Consider the following 24,996-nt stretch of genomic DNA (forward strand, 5'->3'; position numbering starts at 1 on the left):
GCCGGCTCATCGCGTGGGGCCGTGGCTCCTCGTACTCCGCGCGACGATACCTCGGAGGCGACCAGGAGTCGCACTCATGGTGTTTCTGTTCCGGGGTTTCTGCTGCAACAGCAGAAGCTTCCAGGAGGCCGTGTTTCGAGGCCGTCCCCCTGGAAGCTCCACGCGGGCTTCAGTGACTCAGGATTTCGGGGCGATGGTGACCTTCACGCCCTCGGTCCAGACCTTGTGCTCGTCGGTGTAGTACAGGTACGCGCGGCTCGCGGGACCGGTGTACGTGCCGGGCACCGACGCCACCAGGGACAGCGGCACGTCGATGCGCTTCTTCGCCTCCATGCCCCGCCAGTACAGGACGACGTCGCGTCCCAGCACCTCGTACGCATCCACCACCTTGCGCTTCACCAGCTCCTTGAGCTGGTCATGCCGCACCTCCAGGCCACCGGGCACGCCGAAGATGGCGACCGCCGTCGGCAGGTGCTGACCGGTGCGGTTGAGGACCATGAGGCGGGCCTCGGTGGGCTCGCCCTCGATGAGCTCGTGCTTCGCCAGGGCCACCTCCAGCGACACCTGCGTCTGCTTGGAGCTGTCCGGCACCTGCGCGTTGAAGGTGACCTCCACCGTGTAGGGCAGCTCCGAGCCATCCTCCATGCGCAGCTCCAACTGACGCCCACCGGGGCCGAGCAGCTTGCTCACGTCCGGCAGCTTGAGCGCCTCCTGCGAAGCACCCGTGAAGCTGACCGGCTCACCCACCGGACGGCCCTCCACGAAGACGCGCACCCGTCCCGGGGAGACGTTGGCCGCGTGGGCCTTGTCGTAGGCGATGATGGCGCGCAGCGCGAGCACCGTGCTCTGCGTCGCGCCATAGCGGCCACCGTCGCTGGACTCCGCCATGTACTTCATCGCGCGCTGCACGTTCGCCAGGTACTCCGGCTCGCGCAACCAGGCGAGCACGGACAGCGCCGTCGTCTCGATTTCGAGCGTGTCCCCCGAGCTGCCGACGATGGACTGCGTGCCGCCGCCCACCACGCCGTTCTGCTGCTGGAGCTTCGCGAGCCTGCCCATCAGCGACCGGGCTGATGCGCTGTCACCCGCGAGCGACAGCACGTTGGCCGCCAGGGCGACGACGTAGCTATTGGTGCTCTTCGTCGCGGCCTGCTTCACCGCGGCCACCTCGCGCGTCAGCTCCTTCGCCGTGGCGGCCTTCTGGGGCGCGCTCTCCAGCAGTGCCCAGGTGATGTAGGCGTTGGAGGTGTCGGGGTCCTCCACCCAGACGTGCAGCGCGCGACGCTTGCGGTTGAAGCCGCCCTGACCGTCGCGCTGCTTCAGCATCCATTCGCGGGTGCGCAGCAGCATCTGCGCGTCCACGTTGTGCACCTGCTGCAAGTCCGTGAAGTGGAGCAGGCCGAAGGCGGTGAGGGCCTCGTGGCCCGGGGCCTCGCCGAACCACTCGTAGCCCTGCTCCTTCGTCTCGAAGCCCACCAGTCGCTGATAGCCCGACGTCAGCTTCTCGCGAGCGGAGGCGACCAGCTCCGGGTTCACCCCCGTGTGCGTCTGGAAGTACTGCTGCGCCATCGTCATGGGGTACGTGGTGGAGCTGGTCTGCTCGAAGCAGCCGCTCGGCTCACGGATGAGGCGCGCGAGCGACTCGGTCAGGTTGGACACGGGGCCCGGGTACAGGGCGATGGTCGCGCGGACGCTGCCGGGCAGCACGCTGTCGGGGAGGGTGATGGTGTGCGTGGCCGGCTTCTTCGAGGACATCAGCCCGCCGAAGGACACGCTGCCCGGGAAGCCTCGGGGCTTGATGGACAGCGTGCGGGTGACGGTGTCCGTGTAGTTGCCCGTGCTCGCGATGAGCTTCAGGTCCACCGGCTGCGACTGCTGGCCAATCTCCAGGGAGAGCAACTGTCGCCCGCGCCCGTTCGCGGCCAGGTCCATGGTCCGGTTGCCGCTGAGCTTCACGTCGCCCTTCAGCTCCGCCTTCAGCGAGACACCCGTCAGCGCGGCGTCCGTCCCGTTCACCAGCGCCACCGGCAGACGGACGATGTCACCCGACGTCACCTCCAGCGGCAGCTTCGGCTCCACGTAGAAGGGCTGCGAGGACTCCAGCTCCGCGACGGCCGAGCCCAGCTCGCCCCCGTCACCCACCGCGCCGGCCGTGGCCTTGAACGTCGTCACGGAGTCGTTGGTCGCGAAGCGCACGCGGACCTCGCCGGTGCGCGCGTCGGTGCGCACGCCCGCGTTCCAGTAGAGCGTCTCCGCGAAGTCCACCCGGTCCCCGGACTTGCGGCCCGGTCGCGTCATGTGCGCGTACTCACGCAGGTAGATGAACGACGAGGGCACCCCCGGCTCCTGCCACACCGGAGCAGCCATCCCACGGCCGGCGTGCGCCCTCTTCTTCCGGGGCTGCTCATCCTGGATGGGGGCCTCGAGGACCTCCATCGCCACCTTGAGGTCCGCCGGAGCCTGCATCTCTGGCGCCCTGGCCAGAACGGGCTCAGCCGCGGGAGGGGCAGGAGGTGGGGGAGCCACGGCGGCCACGGGAGCAACCACCGCGCCCTTCAAGGCCCTGTCTTCATCCCTGAACGCCAGGCCATCGCCCGCGCCCTCCGCCATCTCCACGTCTTCCGGGGCCACTTCGGCCCGCATGAACCGCCTGGATATCTTGGGCAGGCGTTGATTCCGGTCCGCCTTGTCTCGCAGTCCCGGCAACCGCAGCGACGCATGCATCGCGAGCGTCCGCAGGGCCGCGTCTCCGTGGCTGGACATGAAGGTGCGCGGGTGGATGAACGCGAAGCGCCTCCAACCCTGGGTGCCCAGCAGCAGGTCCACCGCGAGGCGCGCCTTCGGGTTCGTCTTGTCGAAGTAGAGCTGCGCGTCGGCGAGCTCCTTCACCTCGTGCTCCAGCAGCACCATCACCGGCAGCGACGGTGCCTGCTCGCGCTTCTCCTGGAGCTGCAGCACCGCGTCGTCGGTGACGGTGAGCATCACCAGCGCGGAGACGGGCTCGCCGCCGCGCAGGGTGCGCGCCGTCAGCTCCACGGGCGCGCCCGGCTCGTAGCGGGTGCGGTCCGCCTTCAGCTCCACGGTGATTTCCTTCGCGGGCTGGCGGAACACCAGTCGCTCCGCCAGGGGCCGTCCGTCCGCGTCCCACACCGTGGCGATGAGCACGCCATCCGCCTTGCCCGGGTCCAGCGTCACGGGGTTCTCGTCCTCGGCGTCGAGCACCGCCGAGGCGACGCGCACCTCGCGCTGGCTCAGCGTCACCGACGTCCGGCCCACGCCCGTGTTGCTCACGACGAGCCGCACCAGTCCGCCCGGCGCAATCACATCCTCGCGCGCGCGGATGACCGCGCCTGTCGCCTTCACGGTGGGCAGCGGGAAGGTCTTCTTGATGCCGGCCGGTGAGTCGATGCGCAGCGCGTAGCTCGTGTCGGCGCGAGGGGTGAGCTCGAAGCGGCCCCGGCCCTCATGCTCCGAGCGCACGGTGGCGACAATCCTGCCTGTCTTCGTGTCCAGCACCACGCCCGTGAGGTCCGCGGGCTTGCTCGCGGGAGTCCGCGCCTCGAAGTACACGCGCGACGTCAGCCCCGCCACCAGCTCACCGCCCTCCGGGTACATCGCCAGGTCCAGCGTCTGGAGGAGGATGGGAATCGTCTTCGCCGCCGTCTCCACCACGCCGCCATCCTGGATGGTGAAGGCCAGCGTCCCTTCACCGCGCTCCATGGCCTTCGGCAGGTTGAAGCGGACGGTGCAGCGGCCCTGCGGGTCCACCGCGCAGGTCTGCTCGGCCACGCTGGCGCCGTCGACGAGCGCGGTGGCGGACACCTTCGCCGTCTCGGGCACGCCGCCCTCGGCGCGTGTCACGTCGAGCGTCGCGGTGACGGTGTCCCCGGGGCCGTAGCCGTCGCGGAGGAATTGGACCTGCGTCTTCAGGCGGGGCGCGCGGTAGGCACGCACCTCGAACTTGCGCTCCACCGGGGCTCCGGACGTCCAGGGGTCGCTGACTCGCAGGGTGTACTCACCACCGGCCTGTCCGGCGGGGATGGACCACGAGTAGCCCCAGGCCGTCTCAGGGGAGGACACCCGGCCCTGGGCGATGAGGTCTCCCCGGGGGCCGCGAACCTCGATGACGGCGTTCACTCCGCCCGTCATGGGCTTGTGGGTGAGGGCCTGGAGCACGAGCCCGCGCACCAGGACGGACTCTCCCGGTCGGTAGAAGGGCTTGTCGGTGGAGACGAAGGTGAGGGGGCGGTCGCGACCCTCGGGAGACGGAGCATTGGGGCGGGCGGCGAGCACCAGGCCAGGCACCAGCAGGACTGACGCGGCGAGGCCCAGGGCGCGGAGCACCCCGAGGAGGCGCGGGACAGGGAGGGTCATGTTGGCTCTGAACGGCTGACCGCGTGGGAAGTTCTGGACGGTGGGGTGATCAGCGCGCTCCCCGTGCCTGGGCGTGCTGACGTCCCCAGGAGCACAGGGACTCGAGCAGGGGCCGCAGGGTGAGGCCCAGGGGTGTCGCTTCGTACTCCACGCGGGGCGGAACTTCGGCGAAGACCTCGCGGCTCACCACGCCGTGTGCCTCCAGCTCACGGAGTTGCTGAATCAGGACCTTCTGGGTGATGCCGGGGATGAGGCGCTGCAGCTCGGACAGGCGGCGCCGGTGCTCCAGCAGATGCCACAGCACATGCAGCTTCCAGCGCCCGCCAATTACTCGCAGCGCCCGCTCGGCCGGAACCTCGGGAAGGTTCTTCATCGTCGTCGCTCCATGCTGACCTCCAGGTGGGTATCCCACGACGAAGTGGGTAGAGGCCATTGGCGAGGCCATGGCTCACTGCCTTCCGGAGGTGCACGCATGAAGGTCGTGAGGCTGGCCCGCAACGGTGGGCCCGAGGTGCTGACGTACGAAGAAGTCCCGACTCCCACGCCCGGCGAGGGACAGGTCCGGGTGCGAGTGAAGGCCATCGGTCTCAATTTCGGGGACACCGTCATTCGGCAGGGAGATGCTCCTGTCCGGCTCGAGTTTCCCTTCATCCCCTGCATGGAAGCGGCGGGAGTCGTGGACGCCCTCGGGCCGGGCGTGACGGGGGTGGGCGTGGGCGCGCGGGTGGTCGTTCCGCTCTTCGTCGCGGGAAGGTTGGGAGGCGCCGCCGCCGAGGCCCTCGTCGTGGAGACGTCGCTGCTGGTGCCCCTGCCCGATGCCATCAGCTTCGAGCAGGGCGCGGCGATGATGCTCCAGGGGCTCACCGCGCTGTGGATGTTGGCGCACGTGCCTCCGGCGGGGCGGGCGGTGCTGGTCCACGCGGCGGCTGGGGGCGTCGGCTCCTGGCTCGTGCAACTCGCCAGGCTCAAAGGGGCCCGGAGCGTCATCGCCACGGCGAGCACGCCGGAGAAGCTCGCGGTGGCGCGGAGGCTCGGCGCGGACGTGGTGGTGAGCTACGCGGAGCCGGACTGGCCGGCGCGGGTCCGCATGGAGACGGAGGGGCGAGGCCCGGACGTCATCTACGACCAGGTGGGCGGGGAGGTGCGGCGGCTCGGGTTGGAGGTGCTGGCCATCCAGGGCACGCTCGTCATCTACGGCGGCGCAGCGACGCACCAGCTCGGCGAGTTGGACTCGGCGCAGGTGCTGGGGCTCTACAGCCGCAATCAGTTCGTCACGGGCTTCTCGGGCTGGCCGCTGTTCGGTGTGCCGGGCTTGCTCGCGCGGAGCTACGACGAGCTGTTCACGCTGGTGGGCTCGGGTCAGGTCGAGGTGCTCATCGGTCAGCGATATCCGCTCGCGGACATCGCCCAGGCGCACCGCGCGCTGCGGGCCCGTGAGACGACGGGCAAGGTGCTGCTCATTCCCTGAGCCCGCGAGGGCAGGACTCGGCGTGTCGTCGGTGGGAGCACGGGGTGCGGGTGGCCAGGGCGCCGGGGTTGGGCGAAGCTGGCCCATCGGAATGGGAGCTGGCGCGCCGTGTTGGAGGCCGCGCCGCGCCGCCATCAGGAGATGAGGACATGGGCAGGTTGTTTGTCGTGCCGCTGCTGACCGGGCTGTTGACCGCTTCCTCGGCGATGGCGGAGGAGGACCCCTTCCTGTGGCTGGAGGAGGTGCAGGGGCAGCGGGCGCTGGAGTGGGTGCGCGCGCAGAACGCCAGAACGGAGGCGGTGCTGGAGAAGGACCCGCGCTTCGAGCCGTTCCAGGCCGAAGCGCTGCGCATCTTCACCGCCACGGACCGCATCCCCACGCCGTCCTTCCGCGCCGGTGGCGTGGACACCCTCTGGCAGGACGCGACGAACCCGCGCGGCCAGTGGCGGCACACCACGACGGACGGCTACGCGAGCGCCACCATCCCCTGGGAGACGGTGCTGGACGTGGATGCGCTGGCGAAGAAGGAGGGCGCGCCCTGGGTCTTGAAGGGCCACGACTGCCTGCCCCCCGCGGACCTGCGATGCGTCGTCTTCCTCTCCAACGGCGGCAAGGACGCGGTGGAGTCGCGCGAGTTCGACGCGGGCACGAAGCAGTTCGTCGAGGGCGGCTTCCGACTGAAGGAGGGCAAGCCGTCCGTGTCGTGGCTGGACATGGACACGCTGCTCGTGGGTCAGGACTGGGGCGGTGACACCCTCACCGAGTCCGGTTACCCCTACGTGCTCAAGCGCTGGAAGCGCGGCACTCCGGTGGAGCAGGCGACCGAGGTCTTCCGGGGCGAGCGCAAGGATGTGTCCGCCTCCCCCATTGTGTTGCATGACGCGGACGGGCAGCTCCAAGGGGTGCTCATCAATCGCGCGGTGACGTTCTACGAGTCGGAGCTGTTCCTGCTCGGAGACGCGGCGCCGGTGCGGTTGCCCTTTCCGCGCAAGGTGTCCTTCCAGGCGTTCGTCCAGGGACAGGTCGTCTTCACGATTGAAGAGGACTGGGGCCGCTTCAAGCAGGGGGCGTTGCTGGCCTGGTCGCTGGACGCGCTGAAGCAGGACGCCGCGAAGGCGAAGCCCACGCTCATCTTCCAGCCCGGGCCGCGTCAGGCCATCGAGCGCGTGTCGGCCACGCGCACCCGGCTGCTCGTCAACCTGTACGAGGACGTGAAGGGCGCGCTGGATGTCTACTCGTCGAACAAGGGCCGCTGGACGCGCAAGCGACTGGCGATGCCGAAGAACGCGGCGGTGGAAATCGTCGCCACGTCGTCCTCGCACGAGAAGCTGTTCGCTGGCGCGGAGGGCTTCCTGGAGCCGACGTCGCTGTGGCTCGGAGACGCGGCGTCGGGCTCGGTGAAGCAGGTGAAGTCGCTGCCGGCGCGCTTCGATGCGACGAAGCACCGGGTGGAGCAGTTCTGGGTGAAGTCGAAGGACGGGACGAGGGTGCCGTACTTCCTGGTGCGGCCCCTGAAGCCCAAGGCGGGCGGCGTCACGCCGACGGTGGTGTACGGCTACGGCGGCTTCCAGGTCTCCAAGCCGCCCATGTACCTGCCGGAGATGGGCAAGTTGTGGCTGGAGCGCGGCGGGGCGTACGTCGTCGCCAACATCCGGGGCGGTGGCGAGTTCGGCCCGCGCTGGCATCAGGCCGCGCTGCGCGAGAATCGTCAGCGGGCGTTCGACGACTTCGCCGCCGTGCTGGAGGACCTGGTCCGCCGCAAGCTCACCTCACCGAGTCACATCGGCATCTACGGGCGCTCCAACGGAGGGGTCCTCACCAGCGTGGTGATGACGCAGCATCCGGAGCTGCTCAACGCGGCCGTCATCGAGAGCCCGCTCATCGACATGATGCGCTACCCGAAGCTGCCGGCGGGCGCGTCGTGGGTGGGCGAGTACGGCGACCCGTTCGTCCCCGAGGACGCGGCGTTCATCTCGAAGTACTCCGCCTACCAGAACCTCAAGCCGGGTGTGCGCTACCCCAAGCCGTACATCACCACCAACACGAAGGACGACCGCGTGCACCCGGGCCATGCGCGCAAGTTCGCCGCGAAGCTGGAGGCCATGGGGCTGCCGTATCTGTACTTCGAGAACACCGACGGCGGGCACTCCAACGACTCCGACCCGATGCTCAACGCGCGTCGGTGGGCGCTGCACCACGTCTATCTGTCGCAGCAGTTGATGGACTGAGCGCTCAGCTCACGCTCTCCGCGCTGTAGCGGGCGATGAGGCCCGTGCGCACGGCGTGGCGGAACACGCGGGTGAAGAACAGGGCGGCCAGCAGGATGTAGAGCACGGCGAGGCCGCCCCCCATCAGCACCGTCGTCCACGACACCGAGCCCCCCGCGACGATGGTGCGCATGCCCTCGAACACGTACGACGGGGGCAGGAGCCGGGAGATGGCCTGCATCCACGAGGGCAGGGTGGACAGCGGGTAGAAGACGCCGACGAACGGCGACAAGAGCGCGGGGATGGGCCAGATGAACCACTCCGCGGAAGGGCCCAGTCGCAGCACCACCGCCGTGCCGACGATGCCGAGCGCGATTCCGAACAGGAACAGCACGAGCAGGAAAGGCACCAGCATGGCGCCATAGATGAGCATCGACAGGCCGAACACGGCGCCCGCGACGACAATCATGACGACGAGTCCCACCGAGCTGGTCGCGATGCTGGAGAGCACCAGCCCGGTGACGTACTCGGCGATGGTCATGGGGGTGGCGAAGACGTTGAGGAAGTTGCGCGACCAGACGTCCTCGAAGAACGCCATCGTCACGCCCTGCATCACCCGGGTGAGGAAGTCCCAGAGGAGCACCGCGCCGAGCAGCGCCGGCAGGAGGTCCATGCCCGGCTCGCGGGTGATGGTGCCCAGGTAGCGGGTGATGAAGCCCCACAGGACGATGTCGATGGCCACCCAGACGAAGAGGGGGAAGACGCGCGAGGGGCTTCCGCGCAGCAGGTAGAACTGGCGTAGGACGATGGCGGCGGCGCGGGACAGGCGCATGGCTAGGCGTGCTCCAGGGCGAGGGGCTCGCGGGCCACGGTGATGAACAGCTCCTCCAGCGTCGCCTTGCCGTGCTCCTGGGGCAGCTTGCGCGGGTCTCCCTGGAGGAGCACCTTGCCGCGCGACATGAAGAGGACGCGGTCACACACCTCTTCCACCTCGTACATGTTGTGGGAGGTCCACAGCACGCCGCCGGTGCCCTTCGCGGTGAAGTCGCGGATGCGGGCGCGGATGTCACGCGCCGTCGACGGGTCCAGCGAGGCGGTGGGCTCGTCGAGCAGCAACAGCTGGGGCCGGTTGAGCATGGCCTTGGCGAGCGCGACGCGCGTCTGCTCTCCCGAGGACAACACGCCGCACTTGGTGTCGCGGAAGCGCGCGAGGTCGAACTCCTGGAGGAGGGCCTCGATTCGCTCGGAGACGCGCTTCACGCCGTAAATCATGCCGAAGTAGCGCAGGTTCTGGACGACGGTGAGGTTGCCGGGGAGCGGCGCGTAGACGGCGGCGAAGTTGGTGTACTCGAGTGCCTGCGAGCGGCGTTTGGAGAGGTCCACGCCCTGGATGTGGATGGCGCCGGAGGTGGGCTCGAGGACGCCGAGCACCATGTTGATGGTCGTCGTCTTGCCGGCGCCGTTGGGGCCGAGCAGTCCGACGATTTCGTTGCGGCCGACCTCGAAGGAGATGCCATCCACGGCGACGGTGCTCGCGTAGGACTTGCAGAGCTCGCGGACGGAGAGCACCGGTGGATTGCTGGAGGATTCGGCCATGTCGGGGGTGGAGCGTCCTGCGTCAGTTGTGAAGCTTCTCGTGCTTGCCGAGCATCTCGACGTACTCGGCGATTTTGCGCGCGCGCGTCTCGGCCTTCTTCACGTGGTGGATGCGGAAGAGCACCGCGTAGCGGTTGGCGGAGTTGAGGGTGGCGAAGAACGCCTCCGCGCGGGGATTGGCGGCCAGGGCCGCGGCGAGGTCGGCGGGCACGGTGATTTTGCTCTGGGATTCGTAGGCGGCCTCCCAGCGTCCGTTCTGTTTCGCGTTCTCGATTTCGGCCAGCCCCGAGGGCTTCATCCGGCCCGCGGCGATGAGGGCGAGCGCCTTGTCGCGGTTGATGGTCGACCAGATGCTGCGCGGGCCGCGCGGGGTGAACCTCAGGATGTAGGCCGTGTCGTCGAAGCGGCCCTTCTGGCCGTCAATCCATCCCCACGTCAGCGCGACCTCCAGCGCCTCCTGATAGGTGAGCGAGGCGGGGCTGTGGCCCTTCTTGGTGAGCTTGAGCCACGCGCCGCGCGAGGTGGCGGCGTGCTTCTGGAGCCACGTGTCGAAGGCATCCATGTTCGCGAAGAAGACGATGGGCAGCTCGCCAGTCGGCGTCGCGGTGGCGGAGGCGCCTGGAGTGGATGCCGGCTTTGGGGTCGCCATCTGGCTCGGCGTGGGAGCCCGTGGTTTGGACGTTGCCTTCCGGGCCGGGGCCTTCGCGGGAGCGGGCTTATCGGGCGTTGCATTCCGGGCCATGGGCTTGCGGGGAACAGCCTTCTCGGGCACCGACGGCTTCTGGGCCGGAGACTTCTTCCTCGCGGACAGGGTCTTCTTGGCGGGGCTCATCGGGGCCGGCTTGTACCACGGGCCGCGGAGGCGGAGGGCTGGTGAGGCGCTACTGCCGCAGCCGCCAGTCATCCTCGGCGGCCTGTCTCACCGACACGGGAATGGAGGGAGGTCCTCGCACGCTGCTCAGCCAGGCTTCCTTCATCTGCTTCGCACACCGCGCCGGTGGCATGCGACCGACGGCGGTGCCCAGCCCCGGACAGAGCACGGTGCGGATGGGATTCTTCGCGGTGACGTTATGGGCGAGGACGGCGCGCAGCGAGGCCCGGAGCGCCAGATATGCGTTCACGGTGTCGCTGACGTCCGACGGGACGCGCATGGTGGGCGCGCTGATGCACCAGGGAATCTCCTCGCGACCGGTGGGCACAATCACGGCGCAGCCCACGGGCAACTCTCCGCCGTGCTCCTGGGCGAGCAGCTCCCGCAGTTGCTCCTGCACCTGGGGGCCGAGCTGGTACGTGTAGACCGCGTCGATGCCTCCATCCATGAAGCCGAAGCTGTTGGCAGGGCTGACGATGGCGTCCGCGCGCACGTCGATGGGGGCCTCGGAGGAGACGACTCCCTCCCGCTCGGAGAAGATGTCGCCGTGGGAGATGGTGATGCCGGGCAGGTCCGCGAACTCCTGGCGCCAGGCCGCCACCAGGGTGCTGCTCAAGTCTCGGAGATGAAGCTGGAGAGTTGAAGGCATGGGGCCAGTATGCACGGGGCCCGTGGTGGCGGTAGCGTCCCGGCGCATGCGCACTCTTTACGGGTTGAGCTACTCGGGGTGGACGGAGAAGGCCCGCTGGGCGCTGGACCATCACCGTGTGGACCACCGCTATCGCGAGCACATGCCACTCATCGGTGAGCTGGCCCTGCGCTGGCGCACTCCGAAAGGCACGCATCCCTCCGTGCCGCTGTTCGTCGAGCAGGACGTTGCGACGACGGGCTCGTTCGCCATCGCCCGCCGCGCCGAGGCGCTGGGGCAGGGCTCGGCATTGTTCCCCGCAAGCGCGATGGCCGCCATCCAGCGCTGGGAGGCGGTGAGTGACCAGGTGTTGAGCATTGCTCGCGCCAGCGTGGTGAGCCGCCTGCTCCACAACCCGCGCGCGCAGGCGGAGAGCCTGCCCTCGTTCATCCCGGGTTTCCTCCGGGGAGTGTCCGCTCCGACGGCGCGGCTGGGTGCGCGCTTCATCGCACGCAAGCACAAGGCCATGGCGGACCCAGAGGCGGCGATTCGTCAGACGGCCCTCCCCGCGCTGGAGCATCTGCGCGCCGAGCTTCGTGGACGGCCCTACCTGGAGGATGGCTTCACCTACGCGGATATCACCGCGTGCGCCATGCTCCAGTTCGCGCGGCCGGTGGATGATGCGTGGCTGCCGCTCGGGCCGGGGACGCGCGAAATCTGGCATCACGAGTCACTGGCCGCCGCGTTCCCCGACCTGCTCGCGTGGCGCGATGACCTGTATGCGAAGCACCGCCGCCCCCAGGCCCGAGCATTGGGCGTTGGAAGCGGCGGCGCGGCGTCCCGCACGGGGTGACGCGGCGCTACTTCTTCTTCGCGGGCGGCGGGCCCTGCTGCATGCGCTGACGAATCATTTCCTGAATCTGCTCGGGCGTCTTGCCCTGGAGGTCCTCGGGCTTGAAGGACCCCATGATGGGGGGCGCGGCGCTGGCGGCGTCCAGCTCCTGGTAGCCCGCGGGGACGGCGAAGAGCGAGGCGGGCTGCGCGCCCATCTGGATGTTGGTGACGTCGATGTCCGCCTGGACCTTGCCCTGCTTGTCGAAGGTCTGGCTGCGCACGTAGGCGACCTCGGGCAGGTCGGTGGGGCGCCAGACCTTCTGGCGCTGGATGCTGCCCTCGGCGCCGGGAGGAACGCCCTCGTAGACGACGGTGGGGTGGCCGTTGACCTTCTCGGTGCCGACCTTCTTGAAGCCCTGCTCCTTGAAACAGGCGTCGAAGTCCTGGTCCTTGCCCACACAGGTGCCGGGAATCTTCACCGACATGTCATCGAGGCTGCGGCTGGTGGCGGCCTTCCTCGAGTGGAAGAGGGTGGTGCCGGTGCGCTTGTCCCAGTCGAAGATGATGGACATGCCGCCGGGGACCTCGGCGGGCGCCAGGTCCATGCGCATCATCCCCGGACGGCCGTACATCTTGCCCTTCGTCTCCGGGGGCGCGCCCTTCTGTCCGGGCAGTGGGGCGCTCTTCACGCGCAGGTCCCCGACCCAGTCGGCGAGGGCGGGCGTGGACAAGAGCAGCGTGGCGGCGAGGACTCCCGACAGCGTGTGACGAACCGAGAATGAGCTCATGCGGTGCACCACAATCCAGGCGCCACATGGCTGTCAAACCCGTCCCCGGACACACGAACGGCGCCGGCCTCGTGAAAGGCACGGCGCCGTGGGCGCAGGCGGGAAGTGACTTCCGGGCCTCAGCCCGGCTGGCAGACCTGCCGGAGGATATCGAGCGACTCCAGCGCCTTGCCCGCGCCCATCACGACGGCGGAGAGCGGGTCCTCCGCGAGGAACACGGGCAGGCCCGTCTCCTCGCGCAACAGCGTGTCCAGGTTCTTCAGGAGCGCGCCACCACCGGCCAGCACAATGCCCCTGTCGGCGATGTCACCCGCCAGCTCCGGAGGCGTGCGCTCCAGCGTCAGCTTCACGGCCTCGACGATGCCGTTGACGGGCTCTGCGAGCGCGTCGCGGACTTCGTCGCTGGACACCGTCAGCGTGCGCGGCACACCGGCCACCAGGTCGCGACCCTTGATCTCCATGGTCATGACCTCGTCCGTCGGGTACGCGGTGCCAATGCCCATCTTGATGAGCTCGGCCGTGCGCTCACCGATGAGCAGGTTGTACTTGCGCTTCACGTACTGAATGATGGCCTCGTCCAGCTTGTCGCCGCCGATGCGCACGCTCTTGGCGAACACGATGCCGGCCAGGCTGATGACCGCGACGTCGGACGTGCCGCCGCCGATGTCCACAATCATGTTTCCGCTGGGCTCCGTCACCGGAAGGCCCGCGCCGATGGCCGCCGCCATGGGCTGCTCAATCAGGTAGACCTCGCGCGCGCCCGCGTTCGCCGCCGCCTCACGCACCGCGCGGCGCTCCACCTCGGTGATGCCGGAGGGGATGCCGATGATGATGCGCGGATTGACCAGCGTCTTGCGGTTGTGCGCGCTCTGGATGAAGTAGCGCAGCATCGCCGCCGTGATTTCGAAGTCGGCGATGACGCCGTCCTTCATCGGCCGGATGGCAACGATGTTGCCCGGCGTCCGCCCCAGCATCTCCTTGGCTTCCTTGCCCACCGCGAGGACCTTCTTGCCCCCGCGCGCGTCATGCTGGACGGCCACCACAGAGGGCTCGTTGGACACGATGCCCTGACCGCGGATGTAGATGAGCGTGTTCGCCGTCCCGAGGTCGATGGCGAGGTCGCGCGAAAAAAGGGTGTGAAGCCAGTCGAACATACGAGGGCGGAAACTTTCGAAGAGTCGGCGGAATTTCCCGCTGGCGCGTGGGAAGAGCGGTCGCGAAGGTACTACGCGACGCGGCACGGAGGAAGAAAAGCCGGCGGCGCTCCAATAACCGCCTGGGGGGCAGTCGGCCACCGGACTTGGAGACCCGAGGCTCGGGGGCTCAGGGAGCCGCTTCCGAGTGGGCCTGCTCGAAGCGCGCGGCCACCACGCCGGCCTGCTCCGCCTGGCCTTCTGGCAGGCACACGGGCAATTCCCCCGCCTGTTCCGCCTCCCGGTACTCGGGGGTGTGGCGCAGGGCCTCGCTGGTGACGTGGAGCAGCCCGTCCCGGACCGGCTCGAACATCAGCGCGGTGAGGTACCAGGCCGGCGCGTAGTCCAGGCGGATGAGCCCGTGCACGCTCCACCGGTGCGGCGCGTAGTCCCACGGGCAGCGGCCGAGCAGCTTGCGCAGCATCCACCCCGTGGCGTACTCCGCGCCGAAGATGAGGGCGGTGTAGGCCAGCGCCCGCAGGGGCCGAGGCAGGGGCTTGAGCCGCGCGGAGACCTCCTCCAGCGCCAGCGCCGTGCCTCCATAGATGGGGTGCATCCACAGGTAGGTCCGCGCCGTCGCGCTCCGGTCCCTGCTCAAGGCCGCGCCAGCCCCGGTGAAGAGGACCTCCAACACCCAACCCGTGCACCCGTAGAGCAAGAATCGTGAAAGCACGCCCTCAAGTTAGGGCCGATCCTCGCAACCGGCAGGCCCCGCCCCACGACGAATCGACGCCTGCCGTCGATGTGCACGGGTGGACGTTCTCCCCCTCCACACGGAAGGGCCCCGCGCCCCTTCACCAACGCGCGGGTGCGCCGCGCGCGGGGGAGGACATGGCCCTACAGGTCTGTGACGCGCCGGCCTGGAGCAAGGCGTCAGCCTCACGCGTCAGCGAGCGCGACAACCAGTGGAGCAGCTGTCCCGCGCCAGGAGCCTGGCTCCAGCGGACTGGCGAGCGTGAGGCAGGGCGCGCTTTACGGGCCCAGGTCCGGCGTAGTACCTGAACGAGTGATGCGCTCCCCCGGCACGACATCGCGAATGCCCGGCTCCGGGAGCGAGACGCTCCGGACGGTGCTGCTCGCCTTGGGGGTGAGCCTCGTCCTGGCCACTGTCTTTCGCGCCGAGGCCGCCGAGTGCCCCACCGTGTGGGCCTCCGAGCGGAGCTTCTACCTGGACACCGGCGCGACCTCCGTCCGCCAGGGCTCGAAGTCCTCGAAAGGGCCTTCACGTCGGTGGGGCGCGCAGTTCCACGTCACCGACCTGGGGGGCTGGGACTCGGGTCTGCACGTCGGCTCGGGCCTCGCCTTCACCCCGCCGTCCTCCGCGCGAGGCCGCGCCGCCTTCGAGCCGGACCTCCAGGCGCTCCATCGCTGGGGCCGCGAGCGGCGTCACGCCGTCGCGCGCGTCACCTTGAGAGAACGTCGGTCCGCGGCGGCCCCTACTTCGAGCGGGGATATCGCGGACCGTCCCTCCATCGTCACCCGGCCGTTGCGCGGTCCTCCCCGGGGCCGCTGAGCCGCGAGCGTCGTGCCGGCTTCGTCCGGCGCTTGTTCGAGCCCGCGCTCATTTCCGGCGTTACGACGTCTTTTCCTTTCCTTCATGCGCGACGGCCTTTGTCTCCGATTTCGTCGGAGCGACGGCGGGTCGTGTCCCATCCGAGTTTTTCATTCTTGAGGTGACCTGATGCACGGAGCCCACGAGGTCCTCCAGGCCATTGCCATTGTCCTGTGCGTCGCCGCGGTGACGACTGTTCTCTTCCAGAAGCTGCGACAGCCCGTGGTGCTGGGCTACATCCTCGCGGGGCTCGTCGTGGGGCCCTTCGTGCCGATTCCGCTGGTGGCCAATCCAGAGGTCGTCACGACGCTGTCGGAGCTGGGCGTCATCCTGCTCATGTTCTCGCTGGGGCTGGAGTTCAGCCTGCGCAAGCTGTTCTCCGTGGGCTTCACCGCCGGCGTCACCGCCGTCATCCAGTGCAGCATCATGGTGTGGTTGGGCTTCGTGGTGGGGCGGGCCTTCGGGTGGACGACGCTGGAGAGCCTCTTCACCGGCGCGCTCATCGCCATCTCCAGCACCACCATCATCGCCAAGGCGTTCGACGAGCAGGGCATCCGGGGCAAGCTGCGGGAGCTGGTGGTGGGGGTGCTCATCGTCGAGGACCTCATCGCCGTGCTGTTGATGGCGACCCTGACGGCCGTCTCCACGGGCGCGGGCCTGAACGTGAAGGACCTCACGCTCACCACGGGCAAGCTGGTGGCGTTCCTGGTGGGGCTGGTGGCGGTGGGCCTGTTCATCATCCCCCGGGCCATGCGCGCGGTCATCAAGCTGAACCGGCCGGAGACGACGCTCGTGACGAGCGTGGGCATCTGCTTCGCGGTGGCGCTGCTGGCGCAGTCGTTCGGCTACTCGGTGGCACTCGGCGCGTTCCTCGCGGGCTCGCTGGTGGCGGAGTCGGGCGAGGAGAAGCTGGTGGAGCACCTGGTGCAGCCGGTGCGCGACATGTTCGCGGCCATCTTCTTCGTGTCGGTGGGCATGCTCATCAACCCGGAGCTCATCGTCGAGCACTGGGCGGCCATCCTCGTGCTCACCGCGGTGGTCATCCTGGGCAAGCTGCTCAGCGTGACGCTGGGGGCGTTCCTCACGGGCAACGGCACGCGCACGTCCGTCCAGGCGGGCATGAGCCTGGCGCAGATTGGTGAGTTCTCCTTCATCATCGCGGGCCTGGGGCTGTCCTTGAAGGCGACGGGCTCGTTCATCTATCCGGTGGCGGTGGCCGTGTCGGCCATCACCACGCTGACCACGCCCTTGCTCATCAAGGTGTCGGGGCCGGTGGCGACGTGGGTGGACCGCAAGCTGCCCAAGCCGCTGCAGACCTTCGTCACGCTGTACGGCACCTGGGTGGAGCGGCTGCGGCAGGCGCCCCGGCGCGAGACGCTGGGCGCGGACGTGCGGCGGCTGATTCGCCTGCTGGTGCTGGACGCCGTGCTGCTGGTGACGCTGGTGATTGGCACGACGATGTCGGCCGAGCGCATGGCGGGCTTCGTCGAGACGCGCACGGGCCTGGACGAGGACGTGTCCAAGAACGTCATCCTCGGCGGCGCGGTGCTGCTGTCGGTGCCGTTCATCCTGGGCGTCATCGGCATCGCCCGGCGGCTGGGCGCCACGCTGGCGGAAGCCGCGCTGCCGGCGCGCAAGGACGGCAAGCTGGACCTGGCCGCGGCGCCCCGGCGGGTGCTGCTCGTCACGCTGCAGGTGGGAATCGTCCTGTTGGTGGGCATCCCCGTCGTCATGGTGACGCAGCCCTTCCTCAAGGGCGCCACCGGTCCCCTCATCGTGCTGACGCTGGTGGGCGCGCTGGGGGTGGCGTTCTGGCGCGGCGCCACCAACCTGCACGGACACGTGCGCGCCGGAGCGCAGGTCATCGTCGCGGCGCTGGCGGCGCAGTCCCACTCGAAGGAGCCGGGCGGGGACGAGCACGCGCTGGACCACGTCCAGGGCCTGTTGCCGGGCCTGGGCGCGCCGGCGTCCGTGCGGCTGGAGGAGAAGAGCCCGGTGGCGGGCAAGACGCTGGCCCAGGTGAACCTGCGCGGCCTCACCGGCGCGACGGTGCTCGCGATTCAGCGCGGTGAGGAGAGCCTCTCCGTGCCCACCGCGCAGGAGGTGCTGCGGGCTGGAGACGTGCTCGCGCTGACGGGCACGTGCGAGGCGGTGGACGCGGCCAAGGCGCTCTTGATGGGTGTGGAGCCCGCCGCGCCGCCGCCTGAGCCGCCGGCTCCGGAGACGCGGGCCCACGGGTAGCACCGCCCCGGTGGGGGCGGCGGCCGTCCCTACCGCTTCAGCGCGTACTTGCCGATGACGTAGAGGGCGCGCACGCCGTCCTTCCAGCCAATCTTCTTGCCCTCTTCGTACGTGCGCCCGTGGTAGCTGATGGGCACCTCGAAGATGCGCCAGTTGCCTCGGGCCACCTTGGCGGTGATTTCGGGCTCGAAGCCGAAGCGGTTCTCCTCCACCTCGACGGAGCGCAGCACCTCGGCGCGGAAGGCCTTGTAACAGGTCTCCATGTCCGTGAGGTTCAGCCCGCTCGTCATGTTGGAGAGCGTGGTCAGCATGTTGTTGAGCACGGTGTGCCAGAAGTACAGCACCCGCCGGGGCGTCCCCGTGAAGCGACTGCCGAAGACGACGTCCGCATCCCCGTCCAGGATGGGCTGAATCACCTTCGGGATGTCCTTGGGGTCGTATTCCAGGTCCGCGTCCTGAACGAGGATGATGTCCCCCGTCGACTCCGCGAAGCCGCGCCGCAGCGCGGCGCCCTTGCCCTGGTTCTGCTCCTGGAACAGCACCCGGACTTCGTTGCGGTTCTTGGGGGTTCCCCCCAACACGCCCACGCCCTGCTCCGCGAGCTGCTGGAGCAGCTCCCGACTTCCGTCCCGGGAGCAATCGTCCACCAGGACAAGCTCCTTCGGAAAGTCGACGGCGATGCAGCGGCGCAGCAGCTCCGCGAGCGTGGGAATCTCATTGTAAACGGGGATGACGAGAGAGACGAGCATGGCGTTGAGCCCTCTACCTCATTTCGGGGGGGAGGGCGACTGTCCAGCACCCGGCGCGTGGAGCCGGGGTGAATGCCCTTTCCCCTCGCGTCAGTGTGAGATGGGGGGGTAGCAAGAGGTGCCTGTTTTGCGTGGAATGCTTTCTTGGGGGGAGGGCCATGGGGGGCCCCCCTGTCATGCGGACAGTGGAAGGGAACGCCATGAACGACCAGCTCGGACATGCGGTGCGCGGCGCGGTTTCCCTGGTGCGGTCTTCCCTGGCGGAAGAGGGACCCTGGGCGGGTCTGCGGGACGTGCTTTACGGTGCCTGGAACATGCCTCACGGCCACTGCTATCTGTGGAAGCAGGAGCTGGTGGTGATGCATGTCTTGTCGGACGCGCTCATTGGCGCCGCCTACTTCTTCATCTCCCTGTCGCTGTACGCGATGGTGCGACGCAGCCGGCTGCCTTTTGGCGGGATGATTCTGTCATTTGGCGTCTTCATTGGCGCGTGTGGGCTGACGCACCTGATGGAGGTGTGGAACGTCTGGTATTCGGCCTACTACCTGGCGGGTGGCATCAAGGTGGTGACGGCGGTGGCGTCGGTGGCCACGGGCATGTACCTGGTGCCGTTGCGCGGGCGGGTGGTGGAGTTCACGGAGGCGGCGCGGCTGTCCGAGGAGCGCCGGGTGCGTCTGGAGAAGAGCTCCGTGGAGCTGGAGGAGCTGTACGCGAGGCTGAAGGCATCCGAGGCGCAGCGCACCGGCTTCTTCGCCAATGTCAGCCATGAGCTGCGCACGCCGCTGACGCTCATCCTGGGGCCGGTGGAGCGGCTGCTGAACCAGGGGGAGCTGTCCGAGTCCGCCCACAGGGACTTGGAGGTGGTGCGCCGCAACGCGCGGGTGCTGCTGCGGCATGTGAACGCGCTCCTGGACGTGGCCAAGCTGGACGCGGGGAAGATGCGCCTCCAGTACGAGGAGGTGGACCTGGCGAGGCTGGTGCGGCTGGGCGCGGAGAACTTCGAGGGGCTGGCGGCGGAGCGGCGGCTGGACTTCGTGCTGGAGCTGCCGGCGATGCTGCCGGCGCAGGTGGACTCGGAGAAGGTGGACCGGGTGGTGCTCAACCTCTTGTCCAACGCCGCCAAGTTCACGCCCCCGGGAGGCAGCATCCGCGTCGCGTTGAGCGCGGAGGCGGGGCGAGGCCGGCTGGTGGTGGAGGACACCGGGCCGGGCGTGCGGCTAGAGCTGCGTGAGGCCATCTTCGAGCGCTTCCGCCAGGGGGACGAGGCCACCGTGCGGGACCTGGGGGGCACGGGGCTGGGCCTGGCCATTGCCCGGGACTTCGTGGTGCTGCACGAGGGGCGCGTCTGGGTGGAGGACCGGCCGGGGGGCGGCGCCCGCTTCGTGGTGGAGCTGCCGCTGATGGCGCCCTCGGGCGCGAAGCTGTCGGCGCGTCCGGAGGTGGAGGCGCGGGTGGAGCATCACGCGGCGGCGCGCGCGGAGCTGGACCTGCTGCGACCGGAGGCGCGGGAGGTGGTGGCGTCGACGCGCGCGGAGGACTCGAGCCGCCCGCGCGTGCTGGTGGTGGAGGACACGCGGGAGATGCGCCGCTTCGTGGTGGAGACCCTGTCAAAGGACTTCCAGGTGGCCACCGCGGTGGACGGCGTGGACGGGCTGGTCCAGGCGGAGCGGATGCAACCGGACGTCATCGTCAGTGACTTGATGATGCCTCGCATGGGGGGAGACCAGTTGGTGCGCGCGGTGCGCTCGCGTCCCGGAATCGAGTCCACGCCCATCCTCCTGCTGACCGCGCGCGCGGATGATGCGCTGCGGGTGGACCTGCTGCGCTCGGGGGCGCAGGACTACGTGGTGAAGCCCTTCGTCTCCGAGGAGCTGGTGGCGCGGGTGACGAACCTGGCGGTGGTGAAGCGCACGCGCGAGGTGCTGCAGGGCCTGTTGGCCGCGCGCTCGGTGGACCTGGAGGCGATGGCGCGCGAGCTGGGCATGCGCAAGCGGCAGTTGGAGGTGGCGCTGGAGACCACCGAGCGCGCCAGCACGTCGCGCAGCACGCTGCTCCAACTGGTGTCGCACGAGCTGCGCACGCCGCTGTCGGTGCTCCAGCTCACCCAGCATGCGCTCCAGCGGGAGCTGGGAGGGATGCCGCCCCGCGCGCTGGACATGTTCGACCGGATGCACCGCTCCACCGTGCGCCTGCGGGACATGGTGGAGATGGTGCTTCAGTACAACCAACTGGAAGAGGGCCGGCTGGTGGTGCGGCGTCAGGCGGTGGACCTGGGCGAGGTGGTGGAGGAGGTGGTGGAGGAGGCGCGCGCGGAGGCCCGCCGCAAGGGCCTGGCGCTGGAGCTGGAGCGGCCGCCCGGCAAGGCGGTGGCGCGCACGGACCCGCGCATCGTCCAGATGGTGCTGCTCAACCTGGTGACGAACGCGGTGAAGTACACCGAGCAGGGCGGCGTGTCGGTGGCGGTGGAGGAGCGCCCCCAGGGCTGGCGCCTGCGGGTGCGAGACACCGGCCCGGGCATCCCCCGCGCCGCGCAGTCGCGCGTGTTCGAGCCCTTCGAGCACCTGGAGCCCCTGGAGAACAAGTCCAAGCCGGGGGTGGGCCTGGGGCTGACGCTGGTGCGGGAGATGGTGTCGGTGCTGGGCGGCGTCGTCTCGGTGGCCTCCGAGCCCGGCGTCGGCAGCGAGTTCACCGTCGAGCTGCCGTCCTGAGCGCCTCCATCAGCGCGTCCAGGTCCGCGTCGGTGGTGAGGGGGTTGATGAGGGTGACGCGCAGGTACACGCCCGTGGGCAGCTTCGTCTGCACCAGGTAGAAGTCCCCGCGTGTCACCAGTCGCTCGCGCAGCCGGGCCTGGAGGGCGTCCCACTCCTCGGGCGGGACGTGCGCGGGCGTGTGGCGGAAGCAGACGATGTTGCAGTCGGGGGACACCGGCACATCGAAGTCGGGGGCGGCGGAAAGGCGCTCGGCGAAGCGACGGGCCAGGGTGTACGACTCCGTCACCGCGTCCGCGAAGAGGCGCGTGCCCAGCACGCGGAGGCAGGTGTAGAGCTTGAGCGCCATCATCTCCTTGGTGCACTCCATCGTCCGCAGGCCCACGTCGCTCCAGGGCCGCTCGGTGTTGCCGAAGAGGTAGCTGGCCTCCTGGGCGAAGGACTCGAAGGAGCGCGCGCCGTCGCGGAAGAGGACGGCCGTCACCAGCGCGGGCATCAACAGGCCCTTGTGCGCGTCCCAGACGACGGAGTCCGCGCGGTCGATGCCGCGCGTCTGGTGGCGGTACTCGGAGCTGAGCACGGCGGCGGCACCATGCGCGGCGTCCACGTGGAACCACAGGCCGTGGCGCTCGCAGAAGTCGGCCACGGGTTCCAGCGGGTCGAACGCGCCGGTGGCGGTGGAGCCGGCGCTGGCGACGACGGCGATGACCTTGCGCCCCGCGCGAGTGGCCGACTCCAGCGCGGGCCCCAGGGATTCCGGGCGCAGGCGGAAGCGGCTGTCGACGGGGACGGGCACCACGCCGCCCGAGCCCCAGCCCATGACCCGCGTGGCGCGCGACACGCAGTAGTGCGCGGTCGTCGGCACCAGCACGGCGAGCGGAGGCCCCGCGTGCGCGCCGTCGTTCCAGGCGTCGTAGCCGGCCCGGGCCTGCCGCGCGGCGAGCAGCGCGGTGAGGTTGCCGAGCGAGCCGCCCGAGGTCAGCACGCCGTCCGTGGACTCCGGCATCCCCAGGCGCGCCGCCATCCACCGCAGCACGTTGCGCTCCATGGCGGTGGAGACCGGACCCATCTCGTACACGGCCATGCCGTTGTTGAGCAGGGAGGAGACGGCGTCGCACAGCGCGGCCAGCGGCACGGGGGCTGTCACCTGGTGGCCCACGTAGCGCGGGTGGTGCAGGTGGTTGGAACCGGAGAGCACGCTCGCCATCAGCTCCGCGAAGTCTCCCGTGGGCTCCTCCGGGAAGGAGGCGGCGAAGCGGTCCACGTTCACCGCCGGAGCCGCCCAGGGCAACACGGGCAGGCCCTCGCCGTGCTCGGCCTGTCGCAGATAGTCCGCCAGCGTGTCCACCAACTGGCGACCCTCGCGACGGAAGGCCTCGGTGTCATAGGCGGCGGCGATGCGCTCACGAAAGTCGGTCATGGCGGACCGGGAACCTAGCCGCGATGGATGGCGACGTCCTCGGGTACGAGCGCGGAGCCCCAAGTCCCGCTCACCGATGAACGACCGGAGAGGCCGGGATGAGGGCAGGCTCCTCCGGGCCTCGCGCACGTCTTGGGCGGACAGGAGGCGCGGGCCGGCGAGACGACGGCTCCCCGAGCTCGCGCCCGTCCCCGGTCGGGGCAGGCAGGCGGGAGGGCGCCTCGGAGGCTCGCGCAGGTCTCGAGCGGACGGGCGTCGCGAGCAGGTGGGACGAAGGGCCCCCGGGCCTCGTGCGCGTCCCGGTCGAGGCAGACAAGCAGGCTGGCTCGCGCGCTTGAAACGCATTATCTCCAGGACGTGCGCACGAGTCGATGCGCCCACGCGAGGAGACGCACCATGGCGGACGCGAAGCCGGTCTCGATTACCTACTGTAATTCCTGAGGCTACAAGCCTCGGGCCGCCCGTGCGGCGGCCGTGCTGAAGGACGAACTGGATGTGGAGACGGAGCTGAAGCCGGGCCCGTCGGGCAGCTACGAGGTCAGGGTGGGTGACAAGGTCGTCATCCGGAAGGACTCGCTGGCCTTCCCCACGGACCAGGAGGTGGTCGACGCGGTGGCGCGCGCCCTGGACGGATGACCCACGCGCGCGAGGCGACCCGGAGGAGCACTCCAGGTCGCCTTCGTCGACTCAGCGCTTGATGAACTTCATCGCCGGCCTGTCGTTCTTGCCCTTGCCCGCGGCCTTCAGCGCCACGGGGTCCAGGCCGGACAGGTGCAACGCCGTCGCGTACAGGTGGCCCGCGTCGGAGATGAAGCTGTTGGCGCTCTTGGTCCGCCCCGTCATCAGCAGGCCCGTGTCCGGGTTGAAGGCCGGGTCCAAGGTGCCATCCGGCATCATGGGAATGCCGTCCAGCGAGACGCTGCCCACGCGGCCGTACTGCGTGTTGCCGCGCACGGTGCCGCCGAGGAAGGCCGCGCTGTTCACCCGCCAGTGCTGGCAGCAGTCCTGGAGCATGATCTCCTCGTACTTCTGCGCATCCGTCACGTCCGCCTTGGTGAGGATGCCCTCCACGTCACCCTGAATCGTGCGGCCCATCTCCGAGGCGAGGACGATGGTGGTGAAGTCGTAGTAGCTCTTGCCCGTCGTCCCGTACTGCGTCGACTTGAGCTTGGCCACCAGCGTCTTGAGCGGGTTCCAGAGGTGCTTGCGCATGGTGTCGCGCTGCTCCGTCTGGCCCTTGTTGTTCATGATGGAGCGCCGGTCCCGGTGCGTGTCGAACTGGCGCAGGCCCCGGTTCTCGATGAAGAAGCCGATGGACAGCCCCTTCGTCATCAGCTCGTACGTCATCAACGCCTGCACGTTGGTGTTGGGCGTCTCCTTGGTGCGAGCGGGGTTGCCGTTGATGGACGAGGAGTCGGTGGCCTCGTCCGCGGCGGTGATGCCGAACTCGGCGCGCAGCGTGGTGTCGGTGAACAGCGTGCGCGGGTCCAGGTTGATGCTGCCGCCCGCCGTCAGCGCGCGGTGAATCTGGAGCGCGGAGGAGAAGGCGCGCACCGACTCGCTGTTCTTCTCCGCCAGGAAGCTGGCCTGCAGGTTGTCGGTGAACTGGCGGATGCGCGCGTCGCGCTGGCCCTGCGCCACGTTGCCCAGCGAGGACAGCCTGTCTCGCATCGCGCCCGGCGTCTTGCCGTAGAGCGTGTGGGCATGCACCGGGCCCAGCTTCTCGTAGTAGCCGGTGCCCTCCGGGTAGGACGGAATGGACAGCTCACCGTCCGACAGCCAGCGGTGCCAGGAGACGTGGGGCAACAGGTAGCCGGTGCCGTAGGCCTCGCAGAACGCCTGCATCACGGTGCGTTCGTCCGCGTTGCGCTTGCCGGACAGCGAGGCGCTGTACTTGCCGTAGTGGTACTCCCACCGGCCGCCGGAGTGGAAGGTGTTGCCGTTGTGGCTGGACACCACCGCCAGGTCCGGGAACAGGTCCAGGCCGTCCTGCGCCAGGTAGCCGTACTGGATGTTGCCCTGCATCCTGGGCGGGTCCGACGGCGTGGTGCCGTAGTTCTTCGGGCGGTAGCGGTGCTGCGTCCAGGAGGGCGTGGGGCGCAGCTCTCCGGCCGGGACGACGCGGATGGCGTCATTGGGCGTGTGGACGGGGTTGAACATCGAGTACCCGTCCCAGCCTCCCTCCTGGAACCAGTAGATGAGGAAGTGCGGGTCGTCGGCCTCGGCGGCGGCGGCCTCGGCGAAGCCCAGCTCCTTCTTCGTCCCCGGCACTCCGAAGGAGCGGAAGAAGCGGAGCCAGTCCAGGGTGCTGATGGCGGCGCCCGCTGCGGCGCCCGCGAGGAATCGGCGGCGGTTCATGGCGGCGGT

Annotated in this window: 19 protein-coding genes; 7 read left to right on the forward strand and 12 right to left on the reverse strand. The window is 69.4% G+C overall.

The window, feature by feature from the left end:
• Positions 1–177: 177 nt before the first annotated feature.
• Both HUA76_RS11095 and HUA76_RS11100 read right to left on the reverse strand, forming a co-directional pair.
• Entirely contained in the window at positions 178–4,374 is a 4,197-nt protein-coding gene (locus tag HUA76_RS11095; protein ID WP_174460808.1) for an MG2 domain-containing protein, read from the reverse strand.
• Between the two features lie 49 nt (positions 4,375–4,423).
• Positions 4,424–4,747 (reverse strand): helix-turn-helix domain-containing protein, encoded by a 324-nt coding sequence (locus tag HUA76_RS11100; protein ID WP_141641356.1) that lies wholly within the window; start codon positions 4,745–4,747, stop codon positions 4,424–4,426.
• 99 nt (positions 4,748–4,846) lie between these two features.
• Here HUA76_RS11100 and HUA76_RS11105 point away from each other — a divergent pair, with 99 nt between their 5' ends.
• Positions 4,847–5,842: a zinc-binding dehydrogenase gene (locus tag HUA76_RS11105; RefSeq protein ID WP_174460809.1), complete on the forward strand. Its 996-nt coding sequence runs from the start codon at positions 4,847–4,849 to the stop codon at positions 5,840–5,842.
• 149 nt (positions 5,843–5,991) lie between these two features.
• Positions 5,992–8,070, forward strand: a complete 2,079-nt coding sequence (locus HUA76_RS11110; protein ID WP_174460810.1) for a prolyl oligopeptidase family protein — start codon at positions 5,992–5,994, stop codon at positions 8,068–8,070.
• Positions 8,071–8,074: 4 nt separating this feature from the next.
• Here the strand turns inward: HUA76_RS11110 and HUA76_RS11115 are convergent, their stop codons facing one another.
• From HUA76_RS11115 to HUA76_RS11130, 4 genes are read right to left on the reverse strand one after another with little or no spacing between them, the layout of a single operon-like run.
• Positions 8,075–8,881, reverse strand: coding sequence for an ABC transporter permease (locus HUA76_RS11115; protein WP_174460811.1), 807 nt, complete (start codon positions 8,879–8,881; stop codon positions 8,075–8,077).
• 2 nt (positions 8,882–8,883) lie between these two features.
• On the reverse strand, positions 8,884–9,645 hold the full coding sequence (locus HUA76_RS11120; protein WP_141641352.1) for an ABC transporter ATP-binding protein: 762 nt from the start codon (positions 9,643–9,645) through the stop codon (positions 8,884–8,886).
• Between the two features lie 22 nt (positions 9,646–9,667).
• Positions 9,668–10,477 (reverse strand): YdeI family protein, encoded by an 810-nt coding sequence (locus HUA76_RS11125; RefSeq protein ID WP_254614134.1) that lies wholly within the window; start codon positions 10,475–10,477, stop codon positions 9,668–9,670.
• Positions 10,478–10,526: 49 nt separating this feature from the next.
• Positions 10,527–11,165: a macro domain-containing protein gene (locus HUA76_RS11130; protein WP_174460812.1), complete on the reverse strand. Its 639-nt coding sequence runs from the start codon at positions 11,163–11,165 to the stop codon at positions 10,527–10,529.
• Positions 11,166–11,211: 46 nt separating this feature from the next.
• Between HUA76_RS11130 and HUA76_RS11135 the strand changes: the two genes are divergently transcribed.
• A complete protein-coding gene (locus HUA76_RS11135; RefSeq protein WP_174460813.1) occupies positions 11,212–11,997 on the forward strand; it encodes a glutathione S-transferase family protein in 786 nt (261 codons plus the stop codon).
• Between the two features lie 7 nt (positions 11,998–12,004).
• On the opposite strand, the gene HUA76_RS11140 is transcribed toward HUA76_RS11135, so the two are convergent.
• The 3 genes from HUA76_RS11140 to HUA76_RS11150 all read right to left on the reverse strand — a co-directional run bounded on the left by HUA76_RS11140 (position 12,005) and on the right by HUA76_RS11150 (position 14,632).
• Complete coding sequence (locus tag HUA76_RS11140; protein WP_141641348.1) at positions 12,005–12,766, reverse strand: hypothetical protein; 762 nt, start codon at positions 12,764–12,766, stop codon at positions 12,005–12,007.
• Positions 12,767–12,885: 119 nt separating this feature from the next.
• Positions 12,886–13,920: a rod shape-determining protein gene (locus HUA76_RS11145; RefSeq protein WP_141641347.1), complete on the reverse strand. Its 1,035-nt coding sequence runs from the start codon at positions 13,918–13,920 to the stop codon at positions 12,886–12,888.
• Between the two features lie 169 nt (positions 13,921–14,089).
• Complete coding sequence (locus HUA76_RS11150; protein ID WP_141641346.1) at positions 14,090–14,632, reverse strand: hypothetical protein; 543 nt, start codon at positions 14,630–14,632, stop codon at positions 14,090–14,092.
• Between the two features lie 363 nt (positions 14,633–14,995).
• Between HUA76_RS11150 and HUA76_RS11155 the strand changes: the two genes are divergently transcribed.
• Positions 14,996–15,472, forward strand: a complete 477-nt coding sequence (locus HUA76_RS11155; RefSeq protein ID WP_174460814.1) for a hypothetical protein — start codon at positions 14,996–14,998, stop codon at positions 15,470–15,472.
• Positions 15,473–15,640: 168 nt separating this feature from the next.
• Positions 15,641–17,752, forward strand: a complete 2,112-nt coding sequence (locus tag HUA76_RS11160) for a cation:proton antiporter (protein ID WP_141641344.1) — start codon at positions 15,641–15,643, stop codon at positions 17,750–17,752.
• A 29-nt stretch (positions 17,753–17,781) separates the two neighbouring features.
• Here HUA76_RS11160 and HUA76_RS11165 read toward each other — a convergent pair whose 3' ends face one another.
• Complete coding sequence (locus HUA76_RS11165; protein WP_141641343.1) at positions 17,782–18,501, reverse strand: glycosyltransferase family 2 protein; 720 nt, start codon at positions 18,499–18,501, stop codon at positions 17,782–17,784.
• A 200-nt stretch (positions 18,502–18,701) separates the two neighbouring features.
• Between HUA76_RS11165 and HUA76_RS11170 the strand changes: the two genes are divergently transcribed.
• The gene (locus HUA76_RS11170; protein ID WP_174460815.1) at positions 18,702–21,209 is read left to right on the forward strand and encodes an ATP-binding protein; all 2,508 of its coding nucleotides are present in this window, start codon (positions 18,702–18,704) and stop codon (positions 21,207–21,209) included.
• On the opposite strand, the gene HUA76_RS11175 is transcribed toward HUA76_RS11170, so the two are convergent.
• Complete coding sequence (locus HUA76_RS11175) at positions 21,187–22,629, reverse strand: pyridoxal-dependent decarboxylase (RefSeq protein WP_174460816.1); 1,443 nt, start codon at positions 22,627–22,629, stop codon at positions 21,187–21,189. The genes HUA76_RS11170 and HUA76_RS11175 overlap by 23 nt on opposite strands.
• A gap of 396 nt (positions 22,630–23,025) precedes the next feature.
• On the opposite strand from HUA76_RS11175, the gene HUA76_RS11180 reads away from it, so the two are divergent.
• Positions 23,026–23,265: a SelT/SelW/SelH family protein gene (locus tag HUA76_RS11180; protein ID WP_246137016.1), complete on the forward strand. Its 240-nt coding sequence runs from the start codon at positions 23,026–23,028 to the stop codon at positions 23,263–23,265.
• Positions 23,266–23,316: 51 nt separating this feature from the next.
• Here HUA76_RS11180 and HUA76_RS11185 read toward each other — a convergent pair whose 3' ends face one another.
• On the reverse strand, positions 23,317–24,987 hold the full coding sequence (locus HUA76_RS11185; protein ID WP_174454053.1) for a DUF1501 domain-containing protein: 1,671 nt from the start codon (positions 24,985–24,987) through the stop codon (positions 23,317–23,319).
• Between the last annotated feature and the right edge of the window lie 9 nt (positions 24,988–24,996).

This window comes from Myxococcus sp. CA056 (assembly GCF_013336715.1).
GTDB classification, from domain to species: domain Bacteria; phylum Myxococcota; class Myxococcia; order Myxococcales; family Myxococcaceae; genus Myxococcus; species Myxococcus llanfairpwllgwyngyllgogerychwyrndrobwllllantysiliogogogochensis.

Coding starts and splice junctions, on each gene's coding strand:
- HUA76_RS11185 (WP_174454053.1), bottom strand. CDS start 24,987: ATGAACCGCCGCCGATTCCTCGCGGGCGCCGCAGCGGGCGCCGCCATC.
- HUA76_RS11100 (WP_141641356.1), bottom strand. CDS start 4,747: ATGAAGAACCTTCCCGAGGTTCCGGCCGAGCGGGCGCTGCGAGTAATT.
- HUA76_RS11095 (WP_174460808.1), bottom strand. CDS start 4,374: ATGACCCTCCCTGTCCCGCGCCTCCTCGGGGTGCTCCGCGCCCTGGGC.
- HUA76_RS11170 (WP_174460815.1), top strand. CDS start 18,702: ATGAACGACCAGCTCGGACATGCGGTGCGCGGCGCGGTTTCCCTGGTG.
- HUA76_RS11165 (WP_141641343.1), bottom strand. CDS start 18,501: ATGCTCGTCTCTCTCGTCATCCCCGTTTACAATGAGATTCCCACGCTC.
- HUA76_RS11145 (WP_141641347.1), bottom strand. CDS start 13,920: ATGTTCGACTGGCTTCACACCCTTTTTTCGCGCGACCTCGCCATCGAC.
- HUA76_RS11155 (WP_174460814.1), top strand. CDS start 14,996: ATGCCCGGCTCCGGGAGCGAGACGCTCCGGACGGTGCTGCTCGCCTTG.
- HUA76_RS11135 (WP_174460813.1), top strand. CDS start 11,212: ATGCGCACTCTTTACGGGTTGAGCTACTCGGGGTGGACGGAGAAGGCC.
- HUA76_RS11175 (WP_174460816.1), bottom strand. CDS start 22,629: ATGACCGACTTTCGTGAGCGCATCGCCGCCGCCTATGACACCGAGGCC.
- HUA76_RS11125 (WP_254614134.1), bottom strand. CDS start 10,477: ATGAGCCCCGCCAAGAAGACCCTGTCCGCGAGGAAGAAGTCTCCGGCC.
- HUA76_RS11140 (WP_141641348.1), bottom strand. CDS start 12,766: ATGAGCTCATTCTCGGTTCGTCACACGCTGTCGGGAGTCCTCGCCGCC.
- HUA76_RS11120 (WP_141641352.1), bottom strand. CDS start 9,645: ATGGCCGAATCCTCCAGCAATCCACCGGTGCTCTCCGTCCGCGAGCTC.
- HUA76_RS11110 (WP_174460810.1), top strand. CDS start 5,992: ATGGGCAGGTTGTTTGTCGTGCCGCTGCTGACCGGGCTGTTGACCGCT.
- HUA76_RS11115 (WP_174460811.1), bottom strand. CDS start 8,881: ATGCGCCTGTCCCGCGCCGCCGCCATCGTCCTACGCCAGTTCTACCTG.
- HUA76_RS11160 (WP_141641344.1), top strand. CDS start 15,641: ATGCACGGAGCCCACGAGGTCCTCCAGGCCATTGCCATTGTCCTGTGC.
- HUA76_RS11105 (WP_174460809.1), top strand. CDS start 4,847: ATGAAGGTCGTGAGGCTGGCCCGCAACGGTGGGCCCGAGGTGCTGACG.
- HUA76_RS11130 (WP_174460812.1), bottom strand. CDS start 11,165: ATGCCTTCAACTCTCCAGCTTCATCTCCGAGACTTGAGCAGCACCCTG.